Here is a 23,193-nt window from a genome sequence, read left to right on the forward strand (position 1 = left end):
ATGTGGGTCGCTATTGCAGAGAAGTCTTCTCAAGCTGAAAAGATCGCATCAGCTTTGAATCTTAGAAAGCAAGGTGGATTATATTCAGGCTTCTACAAAGGGCAAGAACTGATCCTTTGGTATGCCGCAGGTCACTTCCTCGAACTGTCTCCCCCTACAGAGCAAATACAGAACTTCAGTTGGAACGATCCACGTACTCACGAACGCATCCCTCGCAAGGTTCCTTATAAAGTTTGTCCGGACATACCAGCTCGTGACGGATACCCGGCAAGAAAACCAGGAGAGCGAATCCAATTACTTAAACAGTATGTCGACAAAGCGACTTTAGTCATTGGTGCTACAGACCCAGACCGAGAAGGTGAAGTCATATACCGTAGCATTTTAGATTTCCTTAAATACGATGGCCCATTAAAACGAGTTTGGTTAACAAAGGGGTTATCCAAGGATGCAATACAAACCTCTTTCGATGAAATGGTCGATGCATCTCAATACTACGGCGAATATTTAGCTGGGTCTAGTCGTCGTATGGCAGATTACGCAGCCATGGTTCTAACTGCCACCTACACTTATTACTCAAGAAGGGGAATGCTTGGAAAGTACCTAGGCTCAGGGGATAAGAAAAGCTCAACGACATCTGTTGGTCGAGTTCAGTCGACTGTTGTAGGTTTTACTTACCATCGTCATCAAGAAAGAGCAAACTTTAAATCTGTAACTCACTTTCGTCCGGTACCGCTGATCAGGTGTAACGGCGCTGTAAGTTTTGAAGGCCGATACCTTCCAGAGATAAAAGACTCCGACTATGACTCCCCTATCCCTGGCGTAAAGTGGGATGAAAAAAATCTAGCATCCAAAATATCGCCTGATATGTCTGAGGAAGAAGTCGAGGAGTTAACCATAAACAATAGACCTAAACCTCTTTATATCGACAAATCTATTATGATGGATTTTACGGAAAGGCTTAAGCAAGCGTGCATATTGGATTTAGATATAAATGAAAGTATGGCGACTTCTGCCCCACCAAAGCCTTTATCACTGACCAAACTACAGAGTCTGATTAGCAACGCTAGTGCCACTGATGTCCTCAATGCAGCACAACGCCTATACGATTCTGGTTTTATCACTTACCCAAGAGGTGAAGAACAAGAGATTTCTGACAAAGATTACAACCCTAGGGATATTGCGGACAAATGTACTCAACTAGCAAAATGGGACCAATTTGGCCAAGCCGCCCTTAAAATCGCTGCCATTCAAACGGGACAAGACGATACCTGCGCAAGTTTCAAACCAAGCTGCTATACGCCAGGAGATAAAATACACGATGCTCTAGCTCCTGTTGTTATACCTAAACCAGGAGAGCTACAGGGGCTAGATCTTCAGGTCTTTGAAGAAATTACGTCGCATTACTTGCAAGCACATTTACCTCCATCAAAATATTTAGTTCAAGAAGGGGTTTTAAAATTCGATACCCATGGGCTTTTTGGAGAACCGGTATCTAGTTTCAAGATCACAAAGCGATCTTGTATAGAAACTGGGTGGGAACATTACTTTAAAGGTAAAGAGACCGTCCAAACTATCAGCTTAAACGATTTAGACAAAAGCAATGTTTCAATTCCAGATGTTGAGCTAAAGGAGTCTACTACAACTAAGCCCCCTCTCTTCACTGAGGCCTCACTACTTTTTGCGATGTACCATGCGGCAAAATTCGAGCCTAATCCTATTCTTAGGAATTCACTCAAAGAATCAAAAGGCATTGGGACACCAGCTACTAGGCCAACTCAAATCGCAACTATCTTAATGCGTGAGTTCGTAGCGTATACTAGCAAGGGTAAAAACCCTTCGATTGATATCACCCCAAAAGGGATTGAATTGTATAAGGCACTACCTGATTCATATAAAAGCCCTGGTACTACTGCCAAATGGGAACTCAAACTTTCTGACATGAGTAAACTCCCTCAACGAGAAGCAGAAGCAGCGTCTCTGGAATTTATAAACACTCAAATTGAAAATACTGAAAAGCTAATAGGTTTCCTGAATAAAAACCTGTTTGATAAAACACCAAGAGACGGTGTGAATCCTAACATGCCACTTTCAAACCAAACCAAAGATAAACTTCAGAAGCGTTGTAAAGGGCTCGGACTACCAATGCCCAGACAGGCCTTAGCAAGTGAGGCTAAAGCGAGGCAATGGCTACGAGAGCACCCTTGGTTGGTAACTGACGCTATGCGAAGAAAGATTTCACAAATATGCTCTTTCAAAAAGATCCAGCCGCCAGCGCTTAAAATGACTGACTTTGGTAAAGCTCTAGAATTTATAAAAGTTCACGAAGATGATGTCCCAAGTACTCCATCTAAAAAGTTTCTTGATTACGCAAAACAGTTGGAATCGAAGACTGGCCTGAAAATTCCTTCTCAAGCGATTAGTAACGCCAAATTACTATCTAAATATGTAGAAGAGGCAAAACGTATTAAGAAACCAAGTAAAAAGACTATTGCTGCTATTAACGAGCTGGCTAAAAAGCTAAACGTTAGGGTTCCTGCTAGTGAATTAGAAAATGACGAAAGAGCAAAAAACATACTTAGCCGTATGAAAGCAATGATTGCTACAGCATCAAAATAAGGGGTTCAAGTAGATATGATGAATGATATTCTCAAAAGGTATAATATTCTCGAAAAGTATAAACAGGCGTTCCTAACTTCTGACTTTTATAATGACCAAAAAGTTTTAGCACCGGATGATTTAGTCCCGATGATAAGAGGGTTTCTCCATGCTAATGGGGAAGATTTATTAGTGGACAATCACACTAATATCTCTGCGTTCGCCAAGTCAGTCTTTGCGGAGACCAACCAGGAAAAGTTCGAAAGCTTCTTAACCGAACTAAAGTTACTTGTAGACGAGCTTAATTTAGACTTTAGAGGTTCTGCCGACATACCTAACTATGACAATCTCTCTATTACGCTTAGCTTCGACACAGCAAGCGAAGACCAGATTGATAGATTGATCCGTTTCGTCAGAAATAACCTCACGAATAATTTCCGAGCATCAGGCCAATACCCTTTAGCTGTATGGAAAGCTTTCATTATCTCCTCAGATTGCTGGTCGGTAGAGTTCCGATTCTCACCGAGATGGGAATTTAAAGAAGATATCCAAGGATAGAAGATTTAGAGTTAATGGTGTTAAATGCTGGAGGACATTATCAGTATTGGCAAATCAACTAACTAGGAAGATCTATGCACAAGGTGACTACGATATTAAAAACAAACATTGGGAACGTGGAAGGTTACTTAGATGAGAGCGGTAGCCTGTTTATTCTGAACCCGCCTAAGATTGAAAATCGCAAGCTTGCTCACTTCCTCCCAACACCTTCACAACGTTCAAAAGATGATGTGGAACAAAACCCGAATAACTACCTAAAGGTCGAGGAACCGAGTGAGTTCGAAGGGGTTTGGGAAGTGAGTGGACCAAATGTAGGAAAAGGGGATGCGTTCACACCTTATCCTTTTATGTTTAAGAGAGTAAGCCCCCCATCTGAAGGTAGTTAATACGGCACAACTATATTTTGGGTGGTTTCTTAATTGTCAAGATAAATATTTTTAGGTGCGGTTATTTCTAAATCGAATTAACAAACCGTAATTTGGACTTATAGACAGGGTCTTATTCAGTTAGTTAGTGTTCACTGACTGATATTTTGAATTTTGCTATTTATCCACAAATGATCCTCGAACTGCACCTTGATAAACTTTTTTTATCGCACTATCTTGATACCCGTGAGCTCAAGTAGTTCAGTGCATGGAAGCAAATAGTAGCTGTGCTTAGTTTCTTTCGTGATATTAAACTGGAGCTCAAAATCACTTAAACCCCACCATAGGCAGGGTTTAAGAGAGAAGCCAAATCGAGTAGCTGCAACTACTCATTATGGCTGCTGGGTATCATTCTCGACACCTGACACACGAGACTATAGATCACCAGTAGCCTATTTGGCAATTTTCTTGTTCAATAGTTAATGGTGATTAATATGTACCCACAAAGGTTTATCTATCTGATTATGAGAGTATGGAAAGCAATGGTCTCGGTATTCAAACTCAATCCACACATATGTATCAAAGGGTTAATGTATCTAGTCGAGTTTTTTAGAGACTAATCCATTTGTATGTACACACTTCTTAAGGTGTGTACATTATTTAGACAAAAATGTTAAGTCCGTGTGCTCTAACTTCTTATACACATTTGGGTATTGGGCTCGAGAAATCTTTAAGTTTAAAAGACCTTGGGCTATTTCATCACTTTTAAATTCGGAGAGGTCAAGTTTACTTTGCAAATATCTACCATAATCAAACATTCTATTTACCTTAGCTTGTAATACTCCCAGCTCAACTAGTTGATATTCCGCATCTTCTCTCCAACTAGGCCTACGGCTCGACTGCTTATTCTCATATTCATTTTCTACTCTAGCGGATAAGTACTGAGTCTTACTTAGTATTTTTGCCATTACCAGAACAACATCTATGTCTGCGTTTTCCATGCATTTTGTGAATATGGCTGTTGTATTGGCCAAATCTAGTTTCGGTGGTACAGGCTTCTTACCTGTTCTTTTCGGCATACCTTTCCAAAATTCAATTGATTCGGTGTAGAAGCTAGCCATCTCAGTTGTGTATTTAGTTAAGTCAGACAGAGTTTGAGGTAACAATGCTCTTGCTGCTAAAAGTTGGCTCTCTCGATTCTGTTCTTCGTGATATTTAGCTGCATAAACCGCCAATAAGCTTGCTGTAAAAGCAATCATTGCTGCATTCAGAGTTTGCCAATGAGACCAAACTTCTTGGACATATGACCAATTTCCACCACCATCAAACCATGGCTTTAATATCATCATCACGAAATACACCCCGATCAAAATACAACCAAAGGTAGAAAAGTATACTCTTACAAAAGTATCCAAGAGAGTTTTGGGAGACCCCATTCTTTTCTGTATTGAGCTAAGAAATTCAGTACTGATACCGATAACTTTGCGAAGATAATTGGCCCCATCACGAAGCTTCTCTACCCCAGATAGTTCTTTATCCATGTTGTACCACTCCTAGTAAACAATTTTTTAAAGCTTAAGGTTACCAAATTGTACTCGTTTCTATGCATAATGAGCGCGATACTCAACCACAGTCAACTAAGAGGTTCATAGTTTCGTGTCTATGCTCTAGATAGCCGATTAGGTTGAGGAGCTCTCGGAAGGAATTAGACCAAGCGTAAGTAGTAAGCTTACGCTTGTTAGAAGAGTTCTTAGTGAGGATTAGAGACGTTCTTGGTCAATGAGTTGCTCTAACGTATTTCAAATGTATTCCCGTAGGAGTGATATTGGTTAAATCTCGACTGTATACATACCCATACTTTTGTAAGAGGTCAATTGAGTGATACGTCCAGCCAGCGGCAAAGGCTACACCAGCCAAGGCAAAATAAACACAGATTTTATTAGCTAGCTGCATTGCGCTTTGAGAGTAAACTTCATTAATTTTTTTTCCGCACAACATAGCTTTTGGGGCCATAAAAAAAATACAACCTAACGCCCCTAATAATCCAATCGGCACCCACAGAGTTAGAACGGATAGCTGAACAGTGTCAGCTTTATTCAATAGTTCAAGATAGTCTCTATAGACTACATAAGATGGATAGCCCCAACAAATTATCCCAAACAAAAGAACAAAGATACCAGCCAAACGTAATCTTGTTTTATGTGACATTCTCAAGCATCCTTACGACTTGATTAGAAACTTTGTATTCACCCCAAACAACCTCAATTAAGACATATGTTGCTGTAACAAATAGCGCACCAACCATTACGGGAGCTCCCAGAGCTGCCGTAGCAAATAACAGAACTTCACCAGCTGCTGTTTGCAACATGAATTTGAACATATCGGCACCTACATTGCCAAACCAATCCACTAAGTGATAGTCGTCTTTAAAAACTAAGTCGCTGGTGGCTAGACTAGCGGACACCACAAAGGTTAAGGCACCCGCACCCTTGAAGTTTGCAGTTCTAGATTGAGGACTAAAGCCTGCTTGCACCGACTTAAATGAATTTAGAGGGTACTTCTTACCATTCATATTAAGCCGAGTACCATTGACAAACGCATGCCGTAGCACTTTGCCATTCTCGTTTGTCCCTGAAAATGCGACAAATAATTTACCTCGACTTTCTACCAAATCAGCTTTAACGCCTAGATCGCCAAACTGTTTAGCAATTGATATCGCATTAAACATAGGCTCTGTGTGATTGAACCAAGACTTAGCGGTGTTAATGCTCAAGGCGATAGCAGCGACATCCTTACCAGACTCCAGCCAAACGTTATGTAATATTTTATGTGCATCCTCTAAATCTGTAATTAACACATGCTGGTGGTTTTTAGCCATTTCATCCCCAAGTGAACACTGTAATCCTATTGAGTCACTGAGAAGCTGAGGAGCATTCAATCCTAGAGAAGTAGGTCCTAACCCTGCTTTTTCTCTATCTCTAAGAACCCTCTCACGATTTTCTGCCCATCTTTTTTCATCGCTTGCTGAAGGAGTTAATTCAGCTCTACGCTCTCGTTGCTGACGAGCGAAGAGCTCTTTTGTGGTTTCTCGTCTTTCTTCTGGGGTAACAGGGGCAGATTCATATCTCATAGGATCATACTTACACTATAAAAATATGATTATATCAATATTTTCAATACGTTATCATTATCAACAATGCCGATTTACGCTTTAACTGCCAGAAAAGCCATTATGGCTAGTTAAATGTTCACATTGAAACCTAAATCACATCAACTTGAACTCAAGTAGAAAGCTTTTAAAGAATAGTTCCCAAATTGGTATGTAATTTATGATATCGATACTATTCATCTCAGACCACTGAGTTGCTTTAATGTGTATGGTAACCGATCGCTGATGGATAGTAGTCCTTCCATAATGGCACATTCTCGTGTTGAACAACTTTCCTATAGTGGAATACCTTACCCTGCTCGTTGCACCAATTTTTTAGATACATCTCAGGTAAAAAGTGATTGTCTTTTTTTACGCTCAATGAAGCCTCCATTTTCTCTTTTAACGCTGCATTATGGTGCTACAAAACCTTACCATACCACCGGGCTTATACCTTACTACTCGAATCTATAGTGCAATTACAGTGTCTCTCCTTGCTCATGAATCGTATACTCAAAAACCTATGGTTCACAGATGTGCACCAGGCCATCTAACCATCCCAATAGCTCATGCTCTTCCTTACATTGCACCAGTACATAGCTGGATATATAATTACTGTATATACATACAGCAGTCAGACGTGTTTTTAAAATGGGTGTTTTACAAATATTTGATCAGTCAATAAATTGCGGCATAACAGGCTTTGAAGACCCAACAAGCGGGAGTGTCCGTAAATCCCTGTCATTGTCAAAACAGCTAGTTCATCATCCTAGCGCAACCAAATTAACTGTTGCTCATCAAGATGTACCTTACTTCGGTATTTCAGATGGCGATTACCTGCTTGTTGACTCAAGCCTACAACCTGAAGCAAACGACTGTATTTTGGTTGAATACCTTGGCGAAAACGCTCTTGTGTCATTTCAAGAGATACAAAAGCAAGAAGATATTGTAGTTCAAGGCGTTGTATCTGCTCGTTTTCATTGGTACAGAAAAGGCCATTCGATACCTATACATAACTCATTGAAAGAGTTCGACCTTCATGAGTTATTAATACCTCCTGAGCAACAACATACATGTGTATTGATGCGTGCAAACGGTAAGTCTATGTTACCAATCATTGATAACGGAGATTTGCTACTCCTTAACCGCAGCCTCTCATTTAAAGAAGATCATCCCGTTATCATGGCTTTAAATGGTGAATTGGTATGTAAGAGGTTGAACAAAAGACTGAAAAAAGCATACAGCGACAACCCAAAGTTCAGATCTGTTTATCTATCATCAAGTGACGAAATTCGCATTTACGGCTGTGTCTCTATGGCTATCCGAATTTACCGGAGAGAACTTCGTGGCCGTTAAATCATTCGCACTAATAGACGGAACGGGATTTTATGCGCACAGTAGTGCTCAATTTCATCCTGGTTTAAAAGGGAAACCAGTACTCGTGTCAGCAGGCCAAGGTATTAGTATTGCCGGAGCAAATATAAAGGAATTTGGGATACCCAAGTTCTCTCCTATTTGGGAAATCGACTCTAAAGTTGCCATGCATCATGGCGCAATATTTAAGTGTAATTTTAATACCTTAGGGCAGATATCTAGGAACTTTAAGCAATCACTTATAGATGTTTCCGAGGGGCTACCCATTTTTCATTACAGCGTCGATGAATCTTGGGTGGAGACTACGGAGCTACTGAAGAATGGCATTGACCTGGAAAGCGAAGCTTGGCGTTGGCGTGAACACATTTGGAAAACAACGGGGGTTCCTACAGGAGTCGGGATTGGTCCTAGTTTAACTCTTTCAAAACTGGCTTCGTTTGCAGCCAAAAAACTTCAGGGTAGTAACGGTGTATTTGTCATTAGTAAAGACAATTTGATTCAGACATTAGAAAAGGTACCTGTTTCAGAGGTTTGGAACGTAGGCAGGAAGCTATCTAAACACTTTTCTCATATGGGCATTTATAGCGCGTTAGATTTAGCTCGCCAAGATCCTAAAAAAATGCAAAAAGCCTTTTCGATTTCCGTCGCCAACACGGTCCATGAGTTAAATGGCACACCTGTCTACAATTGGAACGACACACGACCTAAGAAGCAACAAATTTGGTCCACCAGCTCATACCGGGACCGCTTACAATCAAGGGAGTCCATAATGTCGGAATTATCTCTTCACCTTGCAGAAGCATTTTTTAAGTTACGAGCGCAAAAATCAGAAGCCCTGGCTATAACAGCATTTGTGTCCACATCCATACATGACGATCCTCAGGAGCAGTTTAAGGCTAGCCGGAGCATACACTTAAGTTACGGTGTATGCGATACCTCTGTAGGTCTAAAGACGTTGAGAGCTATTCAGGGTGACCTTATTCCTACTCAACCGACAAAAACGCGCATTTATAAAGTTGGAGTTGGCCTTACTAGTTTAATCGACGCAGAGCACAAGCAAGCAGATCTATTTGAACATGATGTTAATAACCATAAATTAAGCAAAGCAATCGACTGCATTAATACGCGCTTTGGGAAAGGAACAATAGAATTTGGAGCACGTACAAAGCGGTACTCAGAGCGACCAGGGAATGTAAAGTTGCTAGAGCTGGAGAATTATTTCAGCGATTTTAATGAGCTACTTGAGGTTAAGTGTATCTGAATGTATTGGGTTGTGTGAATTAGTGAGAATGCAATCTGTCAGTTTGGTCTCCTGAGGGTGATAAAATCTGACAGGTTGTTCTATATTGCTTCTGCCCTATTACGAGTTTAAGCATTAAGGTAACGCTTTTTCTGCTTTTCAATCATTTCTTTATACAGTTTAAATCCGCGACGAATGCTCTCATCGGAAAAGCCAATGCCATACCCTAGGTCAGAAAGTTCAGCAGCGAGGTTTTGTTCCAACTCCGTGTAGGTTAGTTTTTTAGGGTTGATTGAACGGTCTTGGTGTAAAATCATTCCACAAAGGTAGTTTTTAATCTTACTGCGTGGAGGAGAATTAAGGTTGTTGGACTGATACAAACTTATTGTTTCATCTATTTTCCTGCCCCCGATAGATTCTAGCAGCTTGTTTAGATTAATAATCTCTTCTATTGAAGTAGCGCATTGTATTTCAGCTCGGATATTATTTGCTTGAGAGGCATATAGGGATTGTTTAAACCATGCCGTTACCCACTTTATCTCATTGTCGGAAAGAGGCCTAGAAACATCAACACTCATATTGACCCAATCAATAAGTTCCACTTTGTCTGATGAACCGCAAAACTCAAGAGCCATCCAAGCAGAGAGGTGCTCTTCTTCAACTGTAAATTGTCTTTCCTCATTTGCTAACGTCCGAGATAAAGCTTCCTTTGGAACCAGTTTTTTTCTGGTAGAGTTATCCAAACCAAAAGACTCACGATAGAACTGATGAAGCGTATATGGCGCACTGTAAAAACAAAGCCCTTCACTCTTTTTCTCAAAAGGGAGGTGGAAGTAGTGCAAGGCTTCTCTATAATCATAAATACTAAAGAAAAGTGTTGGCGAATACCTGTGATAAAAGGTGTTTTTATATTCTCGAATAGGAGACAATGCGGTGACAAATTGCTCATCAATCATCTGAGCAATGCTAACCAAATCAGGTGATATTGTTTGCAGCTCTTGCTCTAAATTCTCACCCTCCCAATTCTCAGCCTCTAATGCCCTTTCTACTTCATGCTGTAAACACAGAGTGATATCTTTAACCCAAAATCGATCGGAATGGTTTAGATCAAAATAATAGTCGCTAAACACAAATGCATGAAAAGGACCATCGATGATCTTGTCTGGTTCTATGTCACTTACTGAGAATGCAGTTTCAAGCTCAACCCTTTCTAAACATGTTTTAGATGCATCCAGAAGAAGACCGTATGCTTGTTTATAAATTGCTACATCTTCAGGATAAAGCTCGCATATTGCTTCTCTGTAAGCCTCTTGGCAAATAAAGTCACAACAACTGCTTTCTGAACTTCTTTTAAATCCGGCAATTAGCTCTCTAGACACAACCTACACTTCCAACAAAAAAACAAGTTCAAACCTAATCTAATTTACCTTTTTTTTCAATGACTCCTATCGAGTTACTGATCCGTTAGGTTATGACTTTTCTAACACCAAACTGGAAATTAATTCTTTATATTCAATATGTTCTGTTTAATGGAATCTATGTATATCACAGACACATTTCACACCCATAATCTCAACGAATTGTCAAGGTCAAGAATTAATGCGTTTGTGCTACTGTCCACGGCTTTTCCATAAGATAAATTGGTTTCATTCATTCAAGGTAAATCATTGCAATTTAAGGAGAACTAATGAAATCAAATGTGCTCCCCTTTAAGGGAAAGCGAACGTCTAAACTTGAGACAGGTCAAGAACCACAAGTTACTGTACAAGAGCTCGCGCCCAGAGAGTTGTTTGATATGGCTTTTGGCGATGAGCAAGGGCGAACAAGGCTAAGAGAAATGAAGCGGAGGGAATATGGGTTTAGTAAATAATCAAAGTACTGAGTATGAGAAGTACATCGACGAACAAGAAAAGCTAGTCGGTTTAATCAGAGTGACTGGGGCAAGGATGTACGGCTATGGGTATGACGATGCTGTAGAAGACTGCCAAGACAGAATCAACATGCTTGAAAATGAACGTGAGTTGTTGGAAATCACGGTACATGAACAAGAGGAAAAGTTAAGACAAGTAGGCTCTCATTTAGGTGCCGGGCTCAGTAAGCTTAGGTAATCAGGTCTAACGCTGAACGCACCCCAAAAGCTATGCCATCCAGTCCATATTATTTTTTAGTCAGTTGGTCATTAAGTGAGAAGACCAACTGACTAATTTGGAAAAGTTCGAATTACACTTTGCGAGTCTACTTAACTAATTGAGGGAATTTCAATCATTATGCTCTTGTTATAGCAATCACCTAAGATAAAAAAACCAAGTAATAAATCAGCACTTACTGCCTACCAGTGCTCTCTTTATAGTCTGGGAACCTTTCCTGATATTGTTTTGCAATAGAATGATAGCTATCTTTTTCTGTGACAGCCCGGCCCCCTTCTAAAAACAAAATATGCCTCACAGGTATACGTTCACTGAGTAATTCTTCTAGTTTACTAACATCGAAACTTTTGCCCAATTTGCATTTGCAAACCGTATTTACTAGGCCCCCCATTGTGGATACCTTTTGCCACTCACGAGCAAGGGTATCAATATCATTATCAGTCCAAACTTTCGGATTAGGAGGTGTACCATTATGGTAGAATGCAAGATGATGGAGAATACAGGTAGACCCCTTAGGATTTCGGTCACCTATAGGTGTACCATTTGGTTTGCTGGAATAAAACTGCTCCCATACAACAAATCCTTGTTTGTTAGGTGCTACCTGACGGGCTATCTGAGATGAAAAGTGAGAGATAGGTGGTTGATAATTAGGTTTCAGATAGTCCCAATTTGGCCGATCACTTTTTGCTTCAAACAAACATAGTTTCCCGACTCCCTTGTCATAATCAATCAATAAAACACAAGCATCAACGCCCCATGCTTGCTCTTCATTTGATTTCAACTTCTGTGAAAATGCAGCTGATTTTAACGGTAGCCTAGCATTAATCCTATTACGAATTTCTGCAGTTAGGACAGATGTATATTCATTTTCACTAGAAATGATACCTATACTAAAATCGGTTCGAAGATCAACATCAACCTGATTGATCAACTTTTCTATCAACTCTCTCGTTTCTCTGTCAAATAGTGCCATTTACTTACTTCTCCTAATTTACTCATCTCGATAGAATTATGATTGGCGTCTCTTTTTAAAACGGCCTGAGCTACTTCTTTTGTTCTTTTGAAACTCTCTTGCCAGTTCAAAAATGTTTTGTGAGCAACGTTGTACAGAATGAAACGGATGGGATTCTACGAATCGTAACTTGGCTCTTGTGATGGCGACATACATTAGATTCAACTCATCTCGAATTTCGTCTTCTGTACGCTCGATTAATTTCAATTGGTCACAAAAATCATCCCCTAGCACCACCTGGTCAAACTCTAGGCCTTTCGTTCTGTGGCAAGTTCCTACGACAACTTCAGCAGCCTCAATATTATCCACTTTAGAACGCTTCAAGTTCTCATAAATATCAAACAAACCAGTATCATATTTAGAGACAAGTCTGAGGATTCTAGCCATATCGATGTTTTTCGTTTTTTTTGCAACTTCTACGAAATCTTCGAATGTAGTAAAATCACGCTTAAAGTCACGTGAGCGTATTTTATCGTACTGCTCTAGCTTCAAGTAGAGTAAATCAAAGAGCTCGTTAAATGGATAGTTATTAAAACCTCCAGTCCAGTAAATGCTCTTGCCACGTTCGTCAGCTTCTATCGCGACTTCAATCGTTAATACGATCGTACGGTTGATATAGGCTATCTGGAGATTTTCATCTAAATCGTTTTCTGAAGTTAAAACAGACTCGATAATGCCATTATCGGTCCCCTTAAGCCGTTCATGAACACCAAGTTGGTTCAGAAAGGCATTGGCATATGTAGCAACCTGTTCATTGAAGCGAAATGACTGGGTTAATGAGAAAACTTCGGCTCCACTATTTTCTTGAACTTTCAGTGCATCTTCGGCACCGCGATAACGATAAATTTGTTGCGACTCATCGCCACATACATAGACTCTCATATTAGTTTGAGCTTTCATAAAAGCTCTCACTGCAGGGTTAAGGTCTTGCCCCTCATCTACAAGTAGCACATCAAAATGCTCGCTCAAATCTACTTGGGCAATAGAGAAACCTTTTAGGTAACCATCGTGCGTCATGGGAACCGGACTTTCCAATAACTGCATTTCATTCCAGATTTGCTTGGCACTAGAAACTAGCTGCTCTTGAATATCCAATGATTTTTTATTTTTGGGGTTGTATGGAGCGTGTTTTTTTTCTATTTCTTGGTCTTCACTACAAAAATAGTTTTCTAAAGTAACCATAGTCCCGTTTGCGATGGACCAGTCGCACCTGAGGTGCTTTCTAATCAGCCCCATGCTGAGGTTTTCTGCAAACTTGTGGCGGTAGTATTTTCCTACGAATTGATATGCTAACTGATGGCCAGTGAGTGATAGACAATTGGGAGGTAAATTAGCGGCATCTGCGATCGGACGATTATAAGTAATATAGAGCATTCTTAGCTCTGGATATGCATTCGCGAACAATCTAAATAATGTAGTTTTACCAGTTCCTGCAAGCGCTTTGATCACAGCAAGCCTAACAGGTTTGTATATGACGTTTTGTTGTTCTAACGTTGGTTTCATTCTGCCCCCAAAGCCGTTTTAATATGGTATATTGTGACAGCAAAACAAAAAGCAGTCAACTATCATATATAATAAACCCCGGAAAATATCCAGGGTTTATCAATTAGTTAGATTTCAGTTTCTAGAGATTACATTGGTGAGGTTTTTCGAGATTAGAAACCGTTAGTGGCGTTAATTCATCGCTAAAGCAATGGTACTCATCAACGAAGTTCTTTTCACACATACGGTAGGCAAAGAGCTCATTACCCACATTTGGAAGCATAAGTTTTCCATTTGTAGTGTCTGTAACTAATTCAGCACCTGCCACATCTAATGAATCAAGGCTTGAAACTTTATAAACTTCTATTTTGGTGTTATCGCTAGTGACATGATCATTTAACTTAAACTCCCCCATTGAACAAACATCAATAGAACCACCGAGAGTATCTAAGTAAAACTCTACATCACACTCACCAGCTAGTGGACTTTTTAACGCTACCCCTTCCTCTGACAACTTTCTCATTTGAAGCATTGCCTCATATGCATTCAAAACACCATAGCCGCAATATCCATTGTCACAAGAATAATTAAGAAAACCACTTCCCGCTTCACCGACCATTGGTTTGCCTGTCGATTGTTTAAGAATGGTAATGATTTCTGTAGGAGTTAAATCGGGACTTTCGTTGAGCATTAGTGCAATTGTGCCCGTTACTAGAGGTGTCGAAAGACTCGTTCCAGCCGTTTCGGTGTAGTCCAAAGCTCCATCATTATTCGAATCAACGATTGTCGGCAATGAGAGGCGGTCACCATAAGCAACAATGTCTACGTTAACATCAAAGTTAGAAAACCCAGACTTATATCCATCTAATTGGTTTGAGCCTACTCCGATCACACCGGGACAATCTTTTGGTAACCCTGTTTCATAATTAACGCCTCGATTCCCTTGCGCTGCCACAAAAGTAATCCCCTTATCTTGCGCTACTCGAATCGCGTCTTGAACGTCACCACCACACATTGTGTTCCGCAACGTTAACGACATATTTATAACATCAACTGGCTCTGAAATTAGCGGTACACCAGGAACCTCTTGTCCACTCAGCCACTTGATTGCAGCAGTTAAGTCTTCAACTTTTGCTTCACTACATTTCAGTGCTCGAGCTGCAACCAATTCAACATCAGCTACACCTTTTACGCCATCCCCTTGAGGGTTGGCACCAATTAGTGATGCAACCATATTGCCATGACCTATATCGCAGTGTTCACCACGGTCAGATATCGGTGTGTCAAAATTTGCTGTGTAACCTTCAGTTCCGATAAAACTATATCCATCAACAAAAGGAAGCTCTGGAGTATTTAAAAAGCCTCCATCTATAACACCCACACGTGTCACGTTATTGGTTTTTGCAGTATCTCTGGCCTTAGAAATACTATTCGCCCCTTTAAGTAAGTCTTGGTCTGCCCAATAGGTATTTAACTGTGACTGGTGGTAACCAGTTGAGTCTGACATCGCTAAAGGATCGACTCCTTTAAATAAGATAGGTTCTGCAATGTTCGCATGAGCATAACCGTTAAAAACTGCAGCGCTAATTAGTAGAGATAGGGTGATTTTGTTCATTCTATTTGTCCTTAAATGCTGCAATTGCCGTAAGTAGGGTCAGTTAAATTTTCAACAAACTGAAATTCAGGGTTGAACTTGAAAACTGACAGTTCAGTAAACTGACCGTAGTTCACATTACCTTTAAAGAATGAATAGCCTGTCGAAGAGGCATTGAAATCCACTGCTGGGAGTACACTCAGGCTATTCTCTTTTGCGGCAATCTTGTTCAGATGATCTATGTATTGTTTAGCGCTTGCGTTTAGTTCAGATTCAAAACTTGATAATGGATTAACAAGTAGAGTCTCTATACCACCATTATGCACCTTGCTTACTGCCAACTTGATGTCGTTTAGTTTGTCCAGGTATACCTGCTCATCAAATTCGGGTGTAAATGGGAGCTGACCATGACCCATCAATAAAAAAACCTTTTCATAAGCATGTTGGAGTGATTGTAGCTCCGAAAACTGCTTAATCTCTTCACTGTTATCGATGTACGTTGAAGCGACTTCAAGACGCTCATTAAGACTTGTGTTAACAATATCAAGGCTAAAGTTCGTAGATATTTGCTCGCTGCCATCTTCAAGTGTCAGTGTGAGGCTCAAATCACCTGAAGACTTAAGTAATTCATCTGCTGAAAGAATTAAATTCGATTTATTTACAGACCAATGAATATTTTTTTCATATTCACTTAGAGGAATTTGATTGAGAACCGACTGTGGATCTCTTACAGTAAGAGTGTAGTTATCTGATTTTGAGTTTGTTTCTAATTGGACGGTTATTGACTCCCCATTCTCCACTAGTGATTGAGTTGGATCTGTTACAGTAAGTACAAGTGACTTATCGCCACTACTGCTATTGGTGCCACCACCTTCTCCGCCACCACCACAGCCAGATAGGACTACTAAAATCGAGAGTGCTAAGTAGTTTTTCACTTCAAATCCTTTTTTTTATACGTAAATGACATAGATTAGTTTTCTAAATAAACCAGCGATTTCGCTAGTTTATTGATTGCTCTCAGATTATCCTTATCCAGATTCACGTTTTGAGCTTGCAGTTCAACTTTTGTCGTTAAGTTGAGGACTTAGAATGCTTTTTCATAAGCTTTTCTTTCAAAGCGGGCAATTTTCGCTCAGATGTCTCGTATTCGACAGCTAGTTCCAAGAGCTCATCATTACTAAATCGACTCGTTAACCCAACGATCGCTGCCAAGCCTTTTGACATGGCGCCTTTTTTTCGTGCGTTATCCACAACGCTATTACGAGTACCCAATAATGAATACACCCCTAACTTCGACATACCCAGCTTCAGGAGACGACTCTCCAGAGCATCATAATGCTTCACTTTACAGCGCTGTGACTCTGTAACGCTTAAGATAGGATTGTTTACACTCTGAGATAGAATGTGGATCTGTTGCTCTTTTGGCATTTTCAAAAGAAAATCAACGCATCGAATATGCGATTCCTTTACAGGTTCGTCGGGATTATTTTTGTACTTTTGAATCGCGACTTCATTTGAGCCAAGAAAATAAGCTAATGAGCGTACAGACTGCCCCTTTCTCCGTGATTGCAATTCATCAAAAGGTAATTTGTCTAGATTTTTCTGAAAGTCACTAAATAACATTATGCCTTTATGTTGCGGTTTTCCCGCAACATACCTTAATCTAATTAATCCGAGATAATATCTCTTCAAGAAGGACTTTGTCGTTTTCTAAGGCCTCTGTCGCTGACAATCTGCCCTGCCCAAGCTTAAGGTTTTTGTAAAGGTACCAAGTACCACGTTTGTCTATAATTCGAGCATCTAAGCCTAAATCAAGAACTTCACCGTAGTAATCGAAACCCTTACCAAACAATATTTTGGTTTCAGCTTGTTTAAATGGAGGGGCAAGTTTGTTTTTGACAACCTTAATCCTGGTTTCATTACCCATTGTACAATCGGTGACTTTATAGCTCCCCGTTCTGCGAATATCAATTCGCGTTGTAGCGTAGAACTTTAAAGCATTTCCACCTGTTGTTGTCTCAGGGTTTCCAAAACCACCAATTTTAAAACGAATTTGGTTTATGAAAATAGCCATGGTATTCGTTTTCTTTAGAATACCTGTTAGCTTCCGGCATGCTTGCGACATTAACCTCGAATGAAGGCCCATACTAGCTGCCCCCATCTCTCCTTCTAACTCCATTTTAGGACACATTGCTGCGACACTATCGATAACAATAATGTCTACTGCTCCCGATAGAGCAAGAGTTTCTGCAATAGACAGAGCTTCCTCCGCACTATTGGGCTGCGAAACATACAATTCTTCGCTATTAACGCCAATTAATTTGGCATATCCAGGATCAAGCGCATGCTCAACATCAATGAAGGCACAAATACTTTCTTTCTTTTGTGCTTCAGCAATGACTTCCAATGCCAATGTCGACTTTCCGGAGCTCTCCGGGCCAAAAATTTCATGAATACGACCTCGCGCTAACCCGCCCACTCCTAAAGCTTTATCAAGCTTAGGTGAGCCTGTAGATACGATGTCAAGATTGTTAGTTGTTGCTTCGCCCCCAAGGCTTTGCACAGCACCCTTGCCAAATTGTTTTTCAATTTGCCCTAAAGCAGCAGCAAGAGCCACGCTTTTAGGTGAAGGATTGCTGTTATTGCTAGCTATTGTAACCATAACTACCTCGCTCTGTTTTGTTATATATTATAGTTGAGCAAAGTGTTTGTCAATGGTATTTAATACCATATTAAATCATTTTATAGCTACTGTTTATTTCTGGAATGAGGTACTTCGGTAGGCATATAGGTAAGAATTGTATCCAGATTGATCAGGCTGTCATCTGGCTCCAGATTTCCGGCTTTTGACTCTATCTGACTTGCACTTGCATTATCAATTGGGCTAGGTAATAGCTGAATCCCAAGTACAATGCTAGAACACAGAAACCAAACAATGAGTATCGTCTTTTGCAAATTATCTCTACGCTTGTGCATCTCTAACCCTCCAATTTAATATCATATATTATAGATTGGTTTGTAAATTTTTCTATCTATATTCGGGCTTATATCGATATAGACGCAAAGTTGAGATATAGGGTTGCTCTTCAAACTTACTACGAGCTTTACTAGACCCCAGTCTTTTAGACTTTGGGGTAGACTCAATCGAAACCATAGAACCAATGAGTACCGTTCTCGCTGAATCCATATCGGTAGTTACAACAAATATTGGTAACGAAGCAACTCTTGAATGACTTTTCTCTCCCACTCCTGGTACATATCTAGTGATGTTCGCTTTAATACTTGTTGGACTTGGCGTCCGGTGCACAAGAAACTCCGAATCAGAAATCTCTGCAATTTTCTTAGAAACGATGTCAAAGCTATCAGAACCGTTATCAATGATTTCTTTAGCTAACTCAAGCGCTTCTTCTTTTGAGTATTTCTTTTGGTTACCCCACCCTTTTGATTCGTTATAAAAAACTATTTTTTTAGGTAGCGCCTCTTCTACCACCAGCAAGCGTTCACATTGTTTAAAGTGAACCCTTTGCATGCCTATCTCTGTTAATAATTTTCTTACATAATTCAATGCGGCAGTATTGCTTTTGCATTTACTCGAGGCCTTAGCTTCTTTTACAGCGTCTGAAAATGCCTTTTTGGCATGATTTACTTCTAGTAATTTGGGAACTACATCTTCAGGAATGAAGACCACTCCAGGTAACTGGTTTAACTCTCGTCCTGATTGGTATTCATCGTAAGTGATCGCCGTTATAGCTCTAATGACCGCTTTAATTGGTTTGATGTCAGAGGGATTGTTTAACTGAACGTTAAAGTACGTTTGCTCTAAGGAGTGAGCAAACGCATGAAGTGAGGATTCTAATGACTGAAGTTTTCGTATGACTGGCACACTGTGTAGTGACTTGGACACTCTTCTTCTCTCTCTATCATTTTGGATTGATTTGTTTCAACCCGCTTAGAGCCCCTTTGAGAATAGGTTGCCACCTTATCAAGGAAACCTCTATCGTTAAAAACAAAGTCAACATACTCTTCATACATCGGCAACCCAATTTTATTTTCCCAATATCTATAAGTAACTACTCTACCCCATGGGAAACTTTGGGTTAGTTGGGGCTCACCGAATATCTTAAATAGTTCAGTTTCAGTAGTTAACCCAGGATCAACTAAGTATGCTGGATTATTAGGGATTCTTGTACCACCAGCACCATATTCACCAGTAAAACCAAATACTGGATCAAGACTATCATTTTGAGCACAACCGAAAAGGGAGGCGCTCAACATTACAGCTAACATTAATTTCTTATTCATCATCTTTTCGTTTCGTCATGATATTGAGGGTTTGTTTTACAAAACTAAAATCAGGTACAACTGGCATAAATGCCGCTCTCATATACTGTCGAACTGTTCGATGTATTGAGAACAAGAACCGCCCAATAAAACTATCTATTTCCGATTCATTTAGTTCTTTGTATGTCACCTTAATTTGGAATATTGAGGCGACTACCACGACGCACACTACTGGAATTAACCAGTTAGGAACGAGTGTGTAGTACATATTCAACCCCCAAAAAATAGCCGCTATAACACCAAGTAATGGAAGAAGAGCAATTGCAGCAACCATAGGAAGCCTCCTGTTGTTTTATAATAGGTTACAGCATATACAATTTAAAATCCAATTCCTAAATTCATATCAGTGTCAACCTCTTGTTTAACTTTTTCGTCTACTTGTTTGCACTTGTCTTTTACTGGTCCAGAAAGCTTATTGAGAATTTCATTATTCACAGATGTATCTATAGTGAACTCATTAACTATATTACCAAGCTTGGCTTTAACAACTGCTGGTGGAGTTGCTTCAGCCCTGTCAACAGCTTCTATTTCAGTACTTATGTTAGAATGCAAAGATGGTTTACCTGTCCACGAACTTACCTCAACCTGCCTTAATATCTCAAGAAGGTCCTTGGGGTTTGCAGAGTACGGTAGGCTTAACTGACTACCTTCAAGTTTGGGTTCATTATTATTATCGAAAGTGATATTTAAGAGTTTAATGTGCCCATTGTTCGAGTACTTATGGATAAAGTCTTGTTTAGCTGCAATCTGCACCTCTGTAGATAAATTTCTACCAGCGTCTAAATTCGCTTTATAACCACGATACAGGTCAAACGACTGATGCTCATGTTCAACATAACCTGTTTTTCTAACGACCAAACCTTGATCAATTACTTTACCATCAATGAACTGGTTGAACTCTCCAGCCTTTTTAATCGCGTTTACCAGGAGCTCATCCACATTTAAAGAGGTCTCGGTAACCTTGCCTAATTTCTTGAGAACAGAATCCCTAAACCCTTGGAGCTTGTTAACCAATGAAACCTTAATAACTGGCTGTATACGATCAATATCTCTTAGATCAATACTTTCAGCCTTCATAGCTAACCATTCTTCCGCAAGGCTACGTCTATCTAGAGGCTTGTTTTCATCAAGGTGCCCATAGTTTTGTTTTATTGTAGCCTTGTCTTCAGTGGAAATGTTTTGCCAAACAGTCTCCATAAGGTCCACATACTCGGAGTTTGTGAACATCTTCTTAAATCCCAAGTGTACCGCTTCATGTGCAATAGTCTTTCGAAGTCCTGACTCATATGCGTTATGTTCACTTTGTAGATTCACATGCATTTCACCATTGTGGGCAACCCCAGCGAGTGTAGAGCTGTAACTTTTCAGATCATTACTAAGAAAGTTCATTGAATCTATCGTTTCATGTACACGAATCTTTAAGTAAGGGTGATTAGCCTGAATCTCTTCAAGAATCTTTATTGATTTGGGGATATCCAGCTCAGGATCTACTTGGGAAGTGGGAGCAGCACCTATTGTTCTTAACGTGTCAGGATTATGTTTTATAAAAGAATGTACAGCTTGAGCTTTACCATCACGCTCGAGCTCACTGTAAAGAATAGTTTTACCTTTAAAGCCTTCCTCCCTCAGCTTCTCTATTGCCAACATTTGATCGATAATTTCAGGCTCAGTTACTGCTTCAGGTAAAATGATTGCTCGAACATCTTTTATGGTCAGTTTTTGAATGGGGTCAGCTTTCTCAGAACCTATTGGCGAAAACCTTGTAGCCTCAGCTAGCTGGTATAATTCATTCGATAAACTATCGCTCAAAGCTTCTTGCGAAACAGGTTTGTTTAGCGATAAAGATTCCACTATTCTACTGAATACATCTTCCTTTGCTTTTGATACATCAATACCTTGGTCCACCGATAACTGGGATACTATCCCTTCAAATTTTTTAATAAGGTCCGCATAATACTCAGATGTATGGTTAGTTGGCCCAACAAGCTCACCATCCAGGGTCGCTTGTATTTTACTAAGGTCTTGGTTAGATAAATGTACTAATGCTGCCATCATCTGCGGAATAGTGACATTATTGGAGTTTTCAAGGAAGGCCATAGCTTCATGTTTACTTTTTAGTTCTACACTCGGCTCTAACTTGCATTCTAAGATGTTGTTTAATAACCAAGTATTGAAAGCATCCCTCTCACTGTACTCATCCAACTGCAAATTTAATTGTAATGATAGAGCTTCATGGTCTACTTCTGATTCTTTTGTATATACGTCTAGTAATTTTTCAAGGTGGTACCTTAAGCCCATTAATTCGTTTCGCGGATCTAATTGTTTGTATAGTGTTGTTGCAGTTTCGTCTAGTAACTCAATACTTTCTTTGGAGTCATCGAGCTGCATCTCATTCATAAACGATAAAACTTGTGATTTAACGGCGCTATCAATTTTGTCATTTAATGATTCCCCTTGCTCTAACAAAAACTGTTTAAAGTCTGGTTCAACGCCCTCAAGCTTTTGAGCAGTAGTGAACTTCAAGTACTCTTCAGCAATTTCTACTAAATCTAAATTCTGAATAAATCTTGCACCGGGTAGATTCTTCTTTGGCAAGTCTGCAAATCTTCCCTGGCTATATTGATAAGCTAAAAGTACTTCTGGTCTTTTACAAAGCTCCAGAGCAGACTCTAAACCAATTTCACTAATAGCGTTTTCTAAATTTGTTGAATCAATACCTAGATTATTTAGTGCTTCGAGCATGCCGGGCCACTCTGAAAGACGCTCCATATCCACAGTGAAGTTCGATATTAATGGGTTGTTTAATTTTCCTTGGGGTGTCCAACAATCAGACTGAGTGATCGTATTTTGAAAATCTACGATTAAATCGATACCTTGATTCGATTCAATGAACTCCTGGAAGGTATTCGTTTCTACCTTAAACCCCTCTCCACTTTTGACTTTATCTAAAAGTGAACTTAGGTTTCCATTTAAACTAAAGCTCGCAATGAGAGAGTTCTCATAACCATTTTCATGAGTCACATCCCAATCTTGCTGTTTCAAATGGTGAAGGGTGTAATAGGTATTGGCCATGCCTTGAGGCACTAGTTTTAAGGTATCTACCATCTCATTTGCTAATGGATGATCAAGGCTTAACTCTTTACCTTTAATTGAACCATTAGAAAACTCACCGTGTTCCATTAGGTTGTCTACAATACGCTCTCTATCTCGGGTAATGATATAGCTATAAACCATAATTTTAGACCTTGTTATTTATCCTCAAATGACATATTTACTATATTCCATAATCTTTATAAATTCGATTTATTTCAACTCGCGCGTGTGTTAATGTGGTATT

Annotated in this window: 20 protein-coding genes; 6 read left to right on the forward strand and 14 right to left on the reverse strand. The window is 39.8% G+C overall.

Features of this window, described 5'->3' with window-relative positions; genetic code table 11:
* The 3 genes from R7035_RS16110 to R7035_RS16120 all read left to right on the forward strand — a co-directional run bounded on the left by R7035_RS16110 (nt 1) and on the right by R7035_RS16120 (nt 3,539).
* Nucleotides 1–2,616 (forward strand): DNA topoisomerase, encoded by a 2,616-nt coding sequence (locus tag R7035_RS16110; protein WP_025633988.1) that lies wholly within the window; start codon nt 1–3, stop codon nt 2,614–2,616.
* A 15-nt stretch (nt 2,617–2,631) separates the two neighbouring features.
* Complete coding sequence (locus R7035_RS16115) at nt 2,632–3,153, forward strand: hypothetical protein (RefSeq protein ID WP_025633985.1); 522 nt, start codon at nt 2,632–2,634, stop codon at nt 3,151–3,153.
* A 74-nt stretch (nt 3,154–3,227) separates the two neighbouring features.
* Nucleotides 3,228–3,539 carry a hypothetical protein gene (locus R7035_RS16120; RefSeq protein WP_025633984.1) on the forward strand — a complete coding sequence of 104 codons (312 nt, stop codon included), beginning with the start codon at nt 3,228–3,230 and terminating at the stop codon, nt 3,537–3,539.
* A 635-nt stretch (nt 3,540–4,174) separates the two neighbouring features.
* Here the strand turns inward: R7035_RS16120 and R7035_RS16125 are convergent.
* From R7035_RS16125 to R7035_RS16135, 3 genes are all read right to left on the reverse strand, one after another.
* On the reverse strand, nt 4,175–5,059 hold the full coding sequence (locus R7035_RS16125) for a hypothetical protein (RefSeq protein ID WP_025633983.1): 885 nt from the start codon (nt 5,057–5,059) through the stop codon (nt 4,175–4,177).
* A 235-nt stretch (nt 5,060–5,294) separates the two neighbouring features.
* On the reverse strand, nt 5,295–5,726 hold the full coding sequence (locus tag R7035_RS16130; RefSeq protein WP_025633982.1) for a hypothetical protein: 432 nt from the start codon (nt 5,724–5,726) through the stop codon (nt 5,295–5,297).
* Entirely contained in the window at nt 5,716–6,648 is a 933-nt protein-coding gene (locus R7035_RS16135) for a hypothetical protein (protein WP_025633980.1), read from the reverse strand. The genes R7035_RS16130 and R7035_RS16135 overlap by 11 nt, the downstream gene beginning before the upstream one ends.
* A gap of 669 nt (nt 6,649–7,317) precedes the next feature.
* On the opposite strand from R7035_RS16135, the gene R7035_RS16140 reads away from it, so the two are divergent.
* Together R7035_RS16140 and R7035_RS16145 are read left to right on the forward strand one after the other, a co-directional pair.
* Nucleotides 7,318–8,022, forward strand: a complete 705-nt coding sequence (locus tag R7035_RS16140; RefSeq protein ID WP_054574980.1) for a S24 family peptidase — start codon at nt 7,318–7,320, stop codon at nt 8,020–8,022.
* Complete coding sequence (locus R7035_RS16145) at nt 8,012–9,301, forward strand: hypothetical protein (RefSeq protein WP_025633977.1); 1,290 nt, start codon at nt 8,012–8,014, stop codon at nt 9,299–9,301. Before R7035_RS16140 ends, R7035_RS16145 begins: the two co-directional genes overlap by 11 nt.
* Before the next feature lie 107 nt (nt 9,302–9,408).
* On the opposite strand, the gene R7035_RS16150 is transcribed toward R7035_RS16145, so the two are convergent.
* The gene (locus tag R7035_RS16150; protein WP_025633975.1) at nt 9,409–10,659 is read right to left on the reverse strand and encodes a hypothetical protein; all 1,251 of its coding nucleotides are present in this window, start codon (nt 10,657–10,659) and stop codon (nt 9,409–9,411) included.
* 474 nt (nt 10,660–11,133) lie between these two features.
* On the opposite strand from R7035_RS16150, the gene R7035_RS16155 reads away from it, so the two are divergent.
* Entirely contained in the window at nt 11,134–11,388 is a 255-nt protein-coding gene (locus tag R7035_RS16155; RefSeq protein WP_203347291.1) for a hypothetical protein, read from the forward strand.
* 214 nt (nt 11,389–11,602) lie between these two features.
* Here R7035_RS16155 and R7035_RS16160 read toward each other — a convergent pair whose 3' ends face one another.
* The 10 genes from R7035_RS16160 to R7035_RS16205 form a co-directional block, all read right to left on the reverse strand.
* Nucleotides 11,603–12,400, reverse strand: coding sequence for a hypothetical protein (locus R7035_RS16160; protein ID WP_025633971.1), 798 nt, complete (start codon nt 12,398–12,400; stop codon nt 11,603–11,605).
* 36 nt (nt 12,401–12,436) lie between these two features.
* A complete protein-coding gene (locus R7035_RS16165) occupies nt 12,437–13,942 on the reverse strand; it encodes a 3'-5' exonuclease (RefSeq protein ID WP_025633969.1) in 1,506 nt (501 codons plus the stop codon).
* A 121-nt stretch (nt 13,943–14,063) separates the two neighbouring features.
* Entirely contained in the window at nt 14,064–15,536 is a 1,473-nt protein-coding gene (locus R7035_RS16170) for a S8 family peptidase (RefSeq protein ID WP_077202322.1), read from the reverse strand.
* 11 nt (nt 15,537–15,547) lie between these two features.
* A complete protein-coding gene (locus tag R7035_RS16175; RefSeq protein ID WP_025633967.1) occupies nt 15,548–16,450 on the reverse strand; it encodes a hypothetical protein in 903 nt (300 codons plus the stop codon).
* 136 nt (nt 16,451–16,586) lie between these two features.
* A complete protein-coding gene (locus tag R7035_RS16180; RefSeq protein WP_148299822.1) occupies nt 16,587–17,207 on the reverse strand; it encodes a hypothetical protein in 621 nt (206 codons plus the stop codon).
* Nucleotides 17,179–18,177, reverse strand: coding sequence for a recombinase RecA (recA, locus tag R7035_RS16185; protein ID WP_044129452.1), 999 nt, complete (start codon nt 18,175–18,177; stop codon nt 17,179–17,181). Before recA ends, R7035_RS16180 begins: the two co-directional genes overlap by 29 nt.
* Nucleotides 18,178–18,543: 366 nt before the next feature.
* Nucleotides 18,544–19,419 (reverse strand): hypothetical protein, encoded by an 876-nt coding sequence (locus R7035_RS16190; RefSeq protein ID WP_138058891.1) that lies wholly within the window; start codon nt 19,417–19,419, stop codon nt 18,544–18,546.
* Nucleotides 19,368–19,820 carry a hypothetical protein gene (locus R7035_RS16195; protein WP_138058892.1) on the reverse strand — a complete coding sequence of 151 codons (453 nt, stop codon included), beginning with the start codon at nt 19,818–19,820 and terminating at the stop codon, nt 19,368–19,370. Before R7035_RS16195 ends, R7035_RS16190 begins: the two co-directional genes overlap by 52 nt.
* On the reverse strand, nt 19,810–20,130 hold the full coding sequence (locus R7035_RS16200) for a hypothetical protein (RefSeq protein ID WP_025633960.1): 321 nt from the start codon (nt 20,128–20,130) through the stop codon (nt 19,810–19,812). The genes R7035_RS16195 and R7035_RS16200 overlap by 11 nt, the downstream gene beginning before the upstream one ends.
* Nucleotides 20,131–20,174: 44 nt before the next feature.
* Complete coding sequence (locus R7035_RS16205) at nt 20,175–23,090, reverse strand: hypothetical protein (protein ID WP_225455763.1); 2,916 nt, start codon at nt 23,088–23,090, stop codon at nt 20,175–20,177.
* Nucleotides 23,091–23,193 lie beyond the last annotated feature (103 nt).

This window comes from Vibrio sp. 1731 (genome assembly GCF_033339955.1).
Taxonomy (GTDB): Bacteria; Pseudomonadota; Gammaproteobacteria; order Enterobacterales; family Vibrionaceae; genus Vibrio; species Vibrio alginolyticus.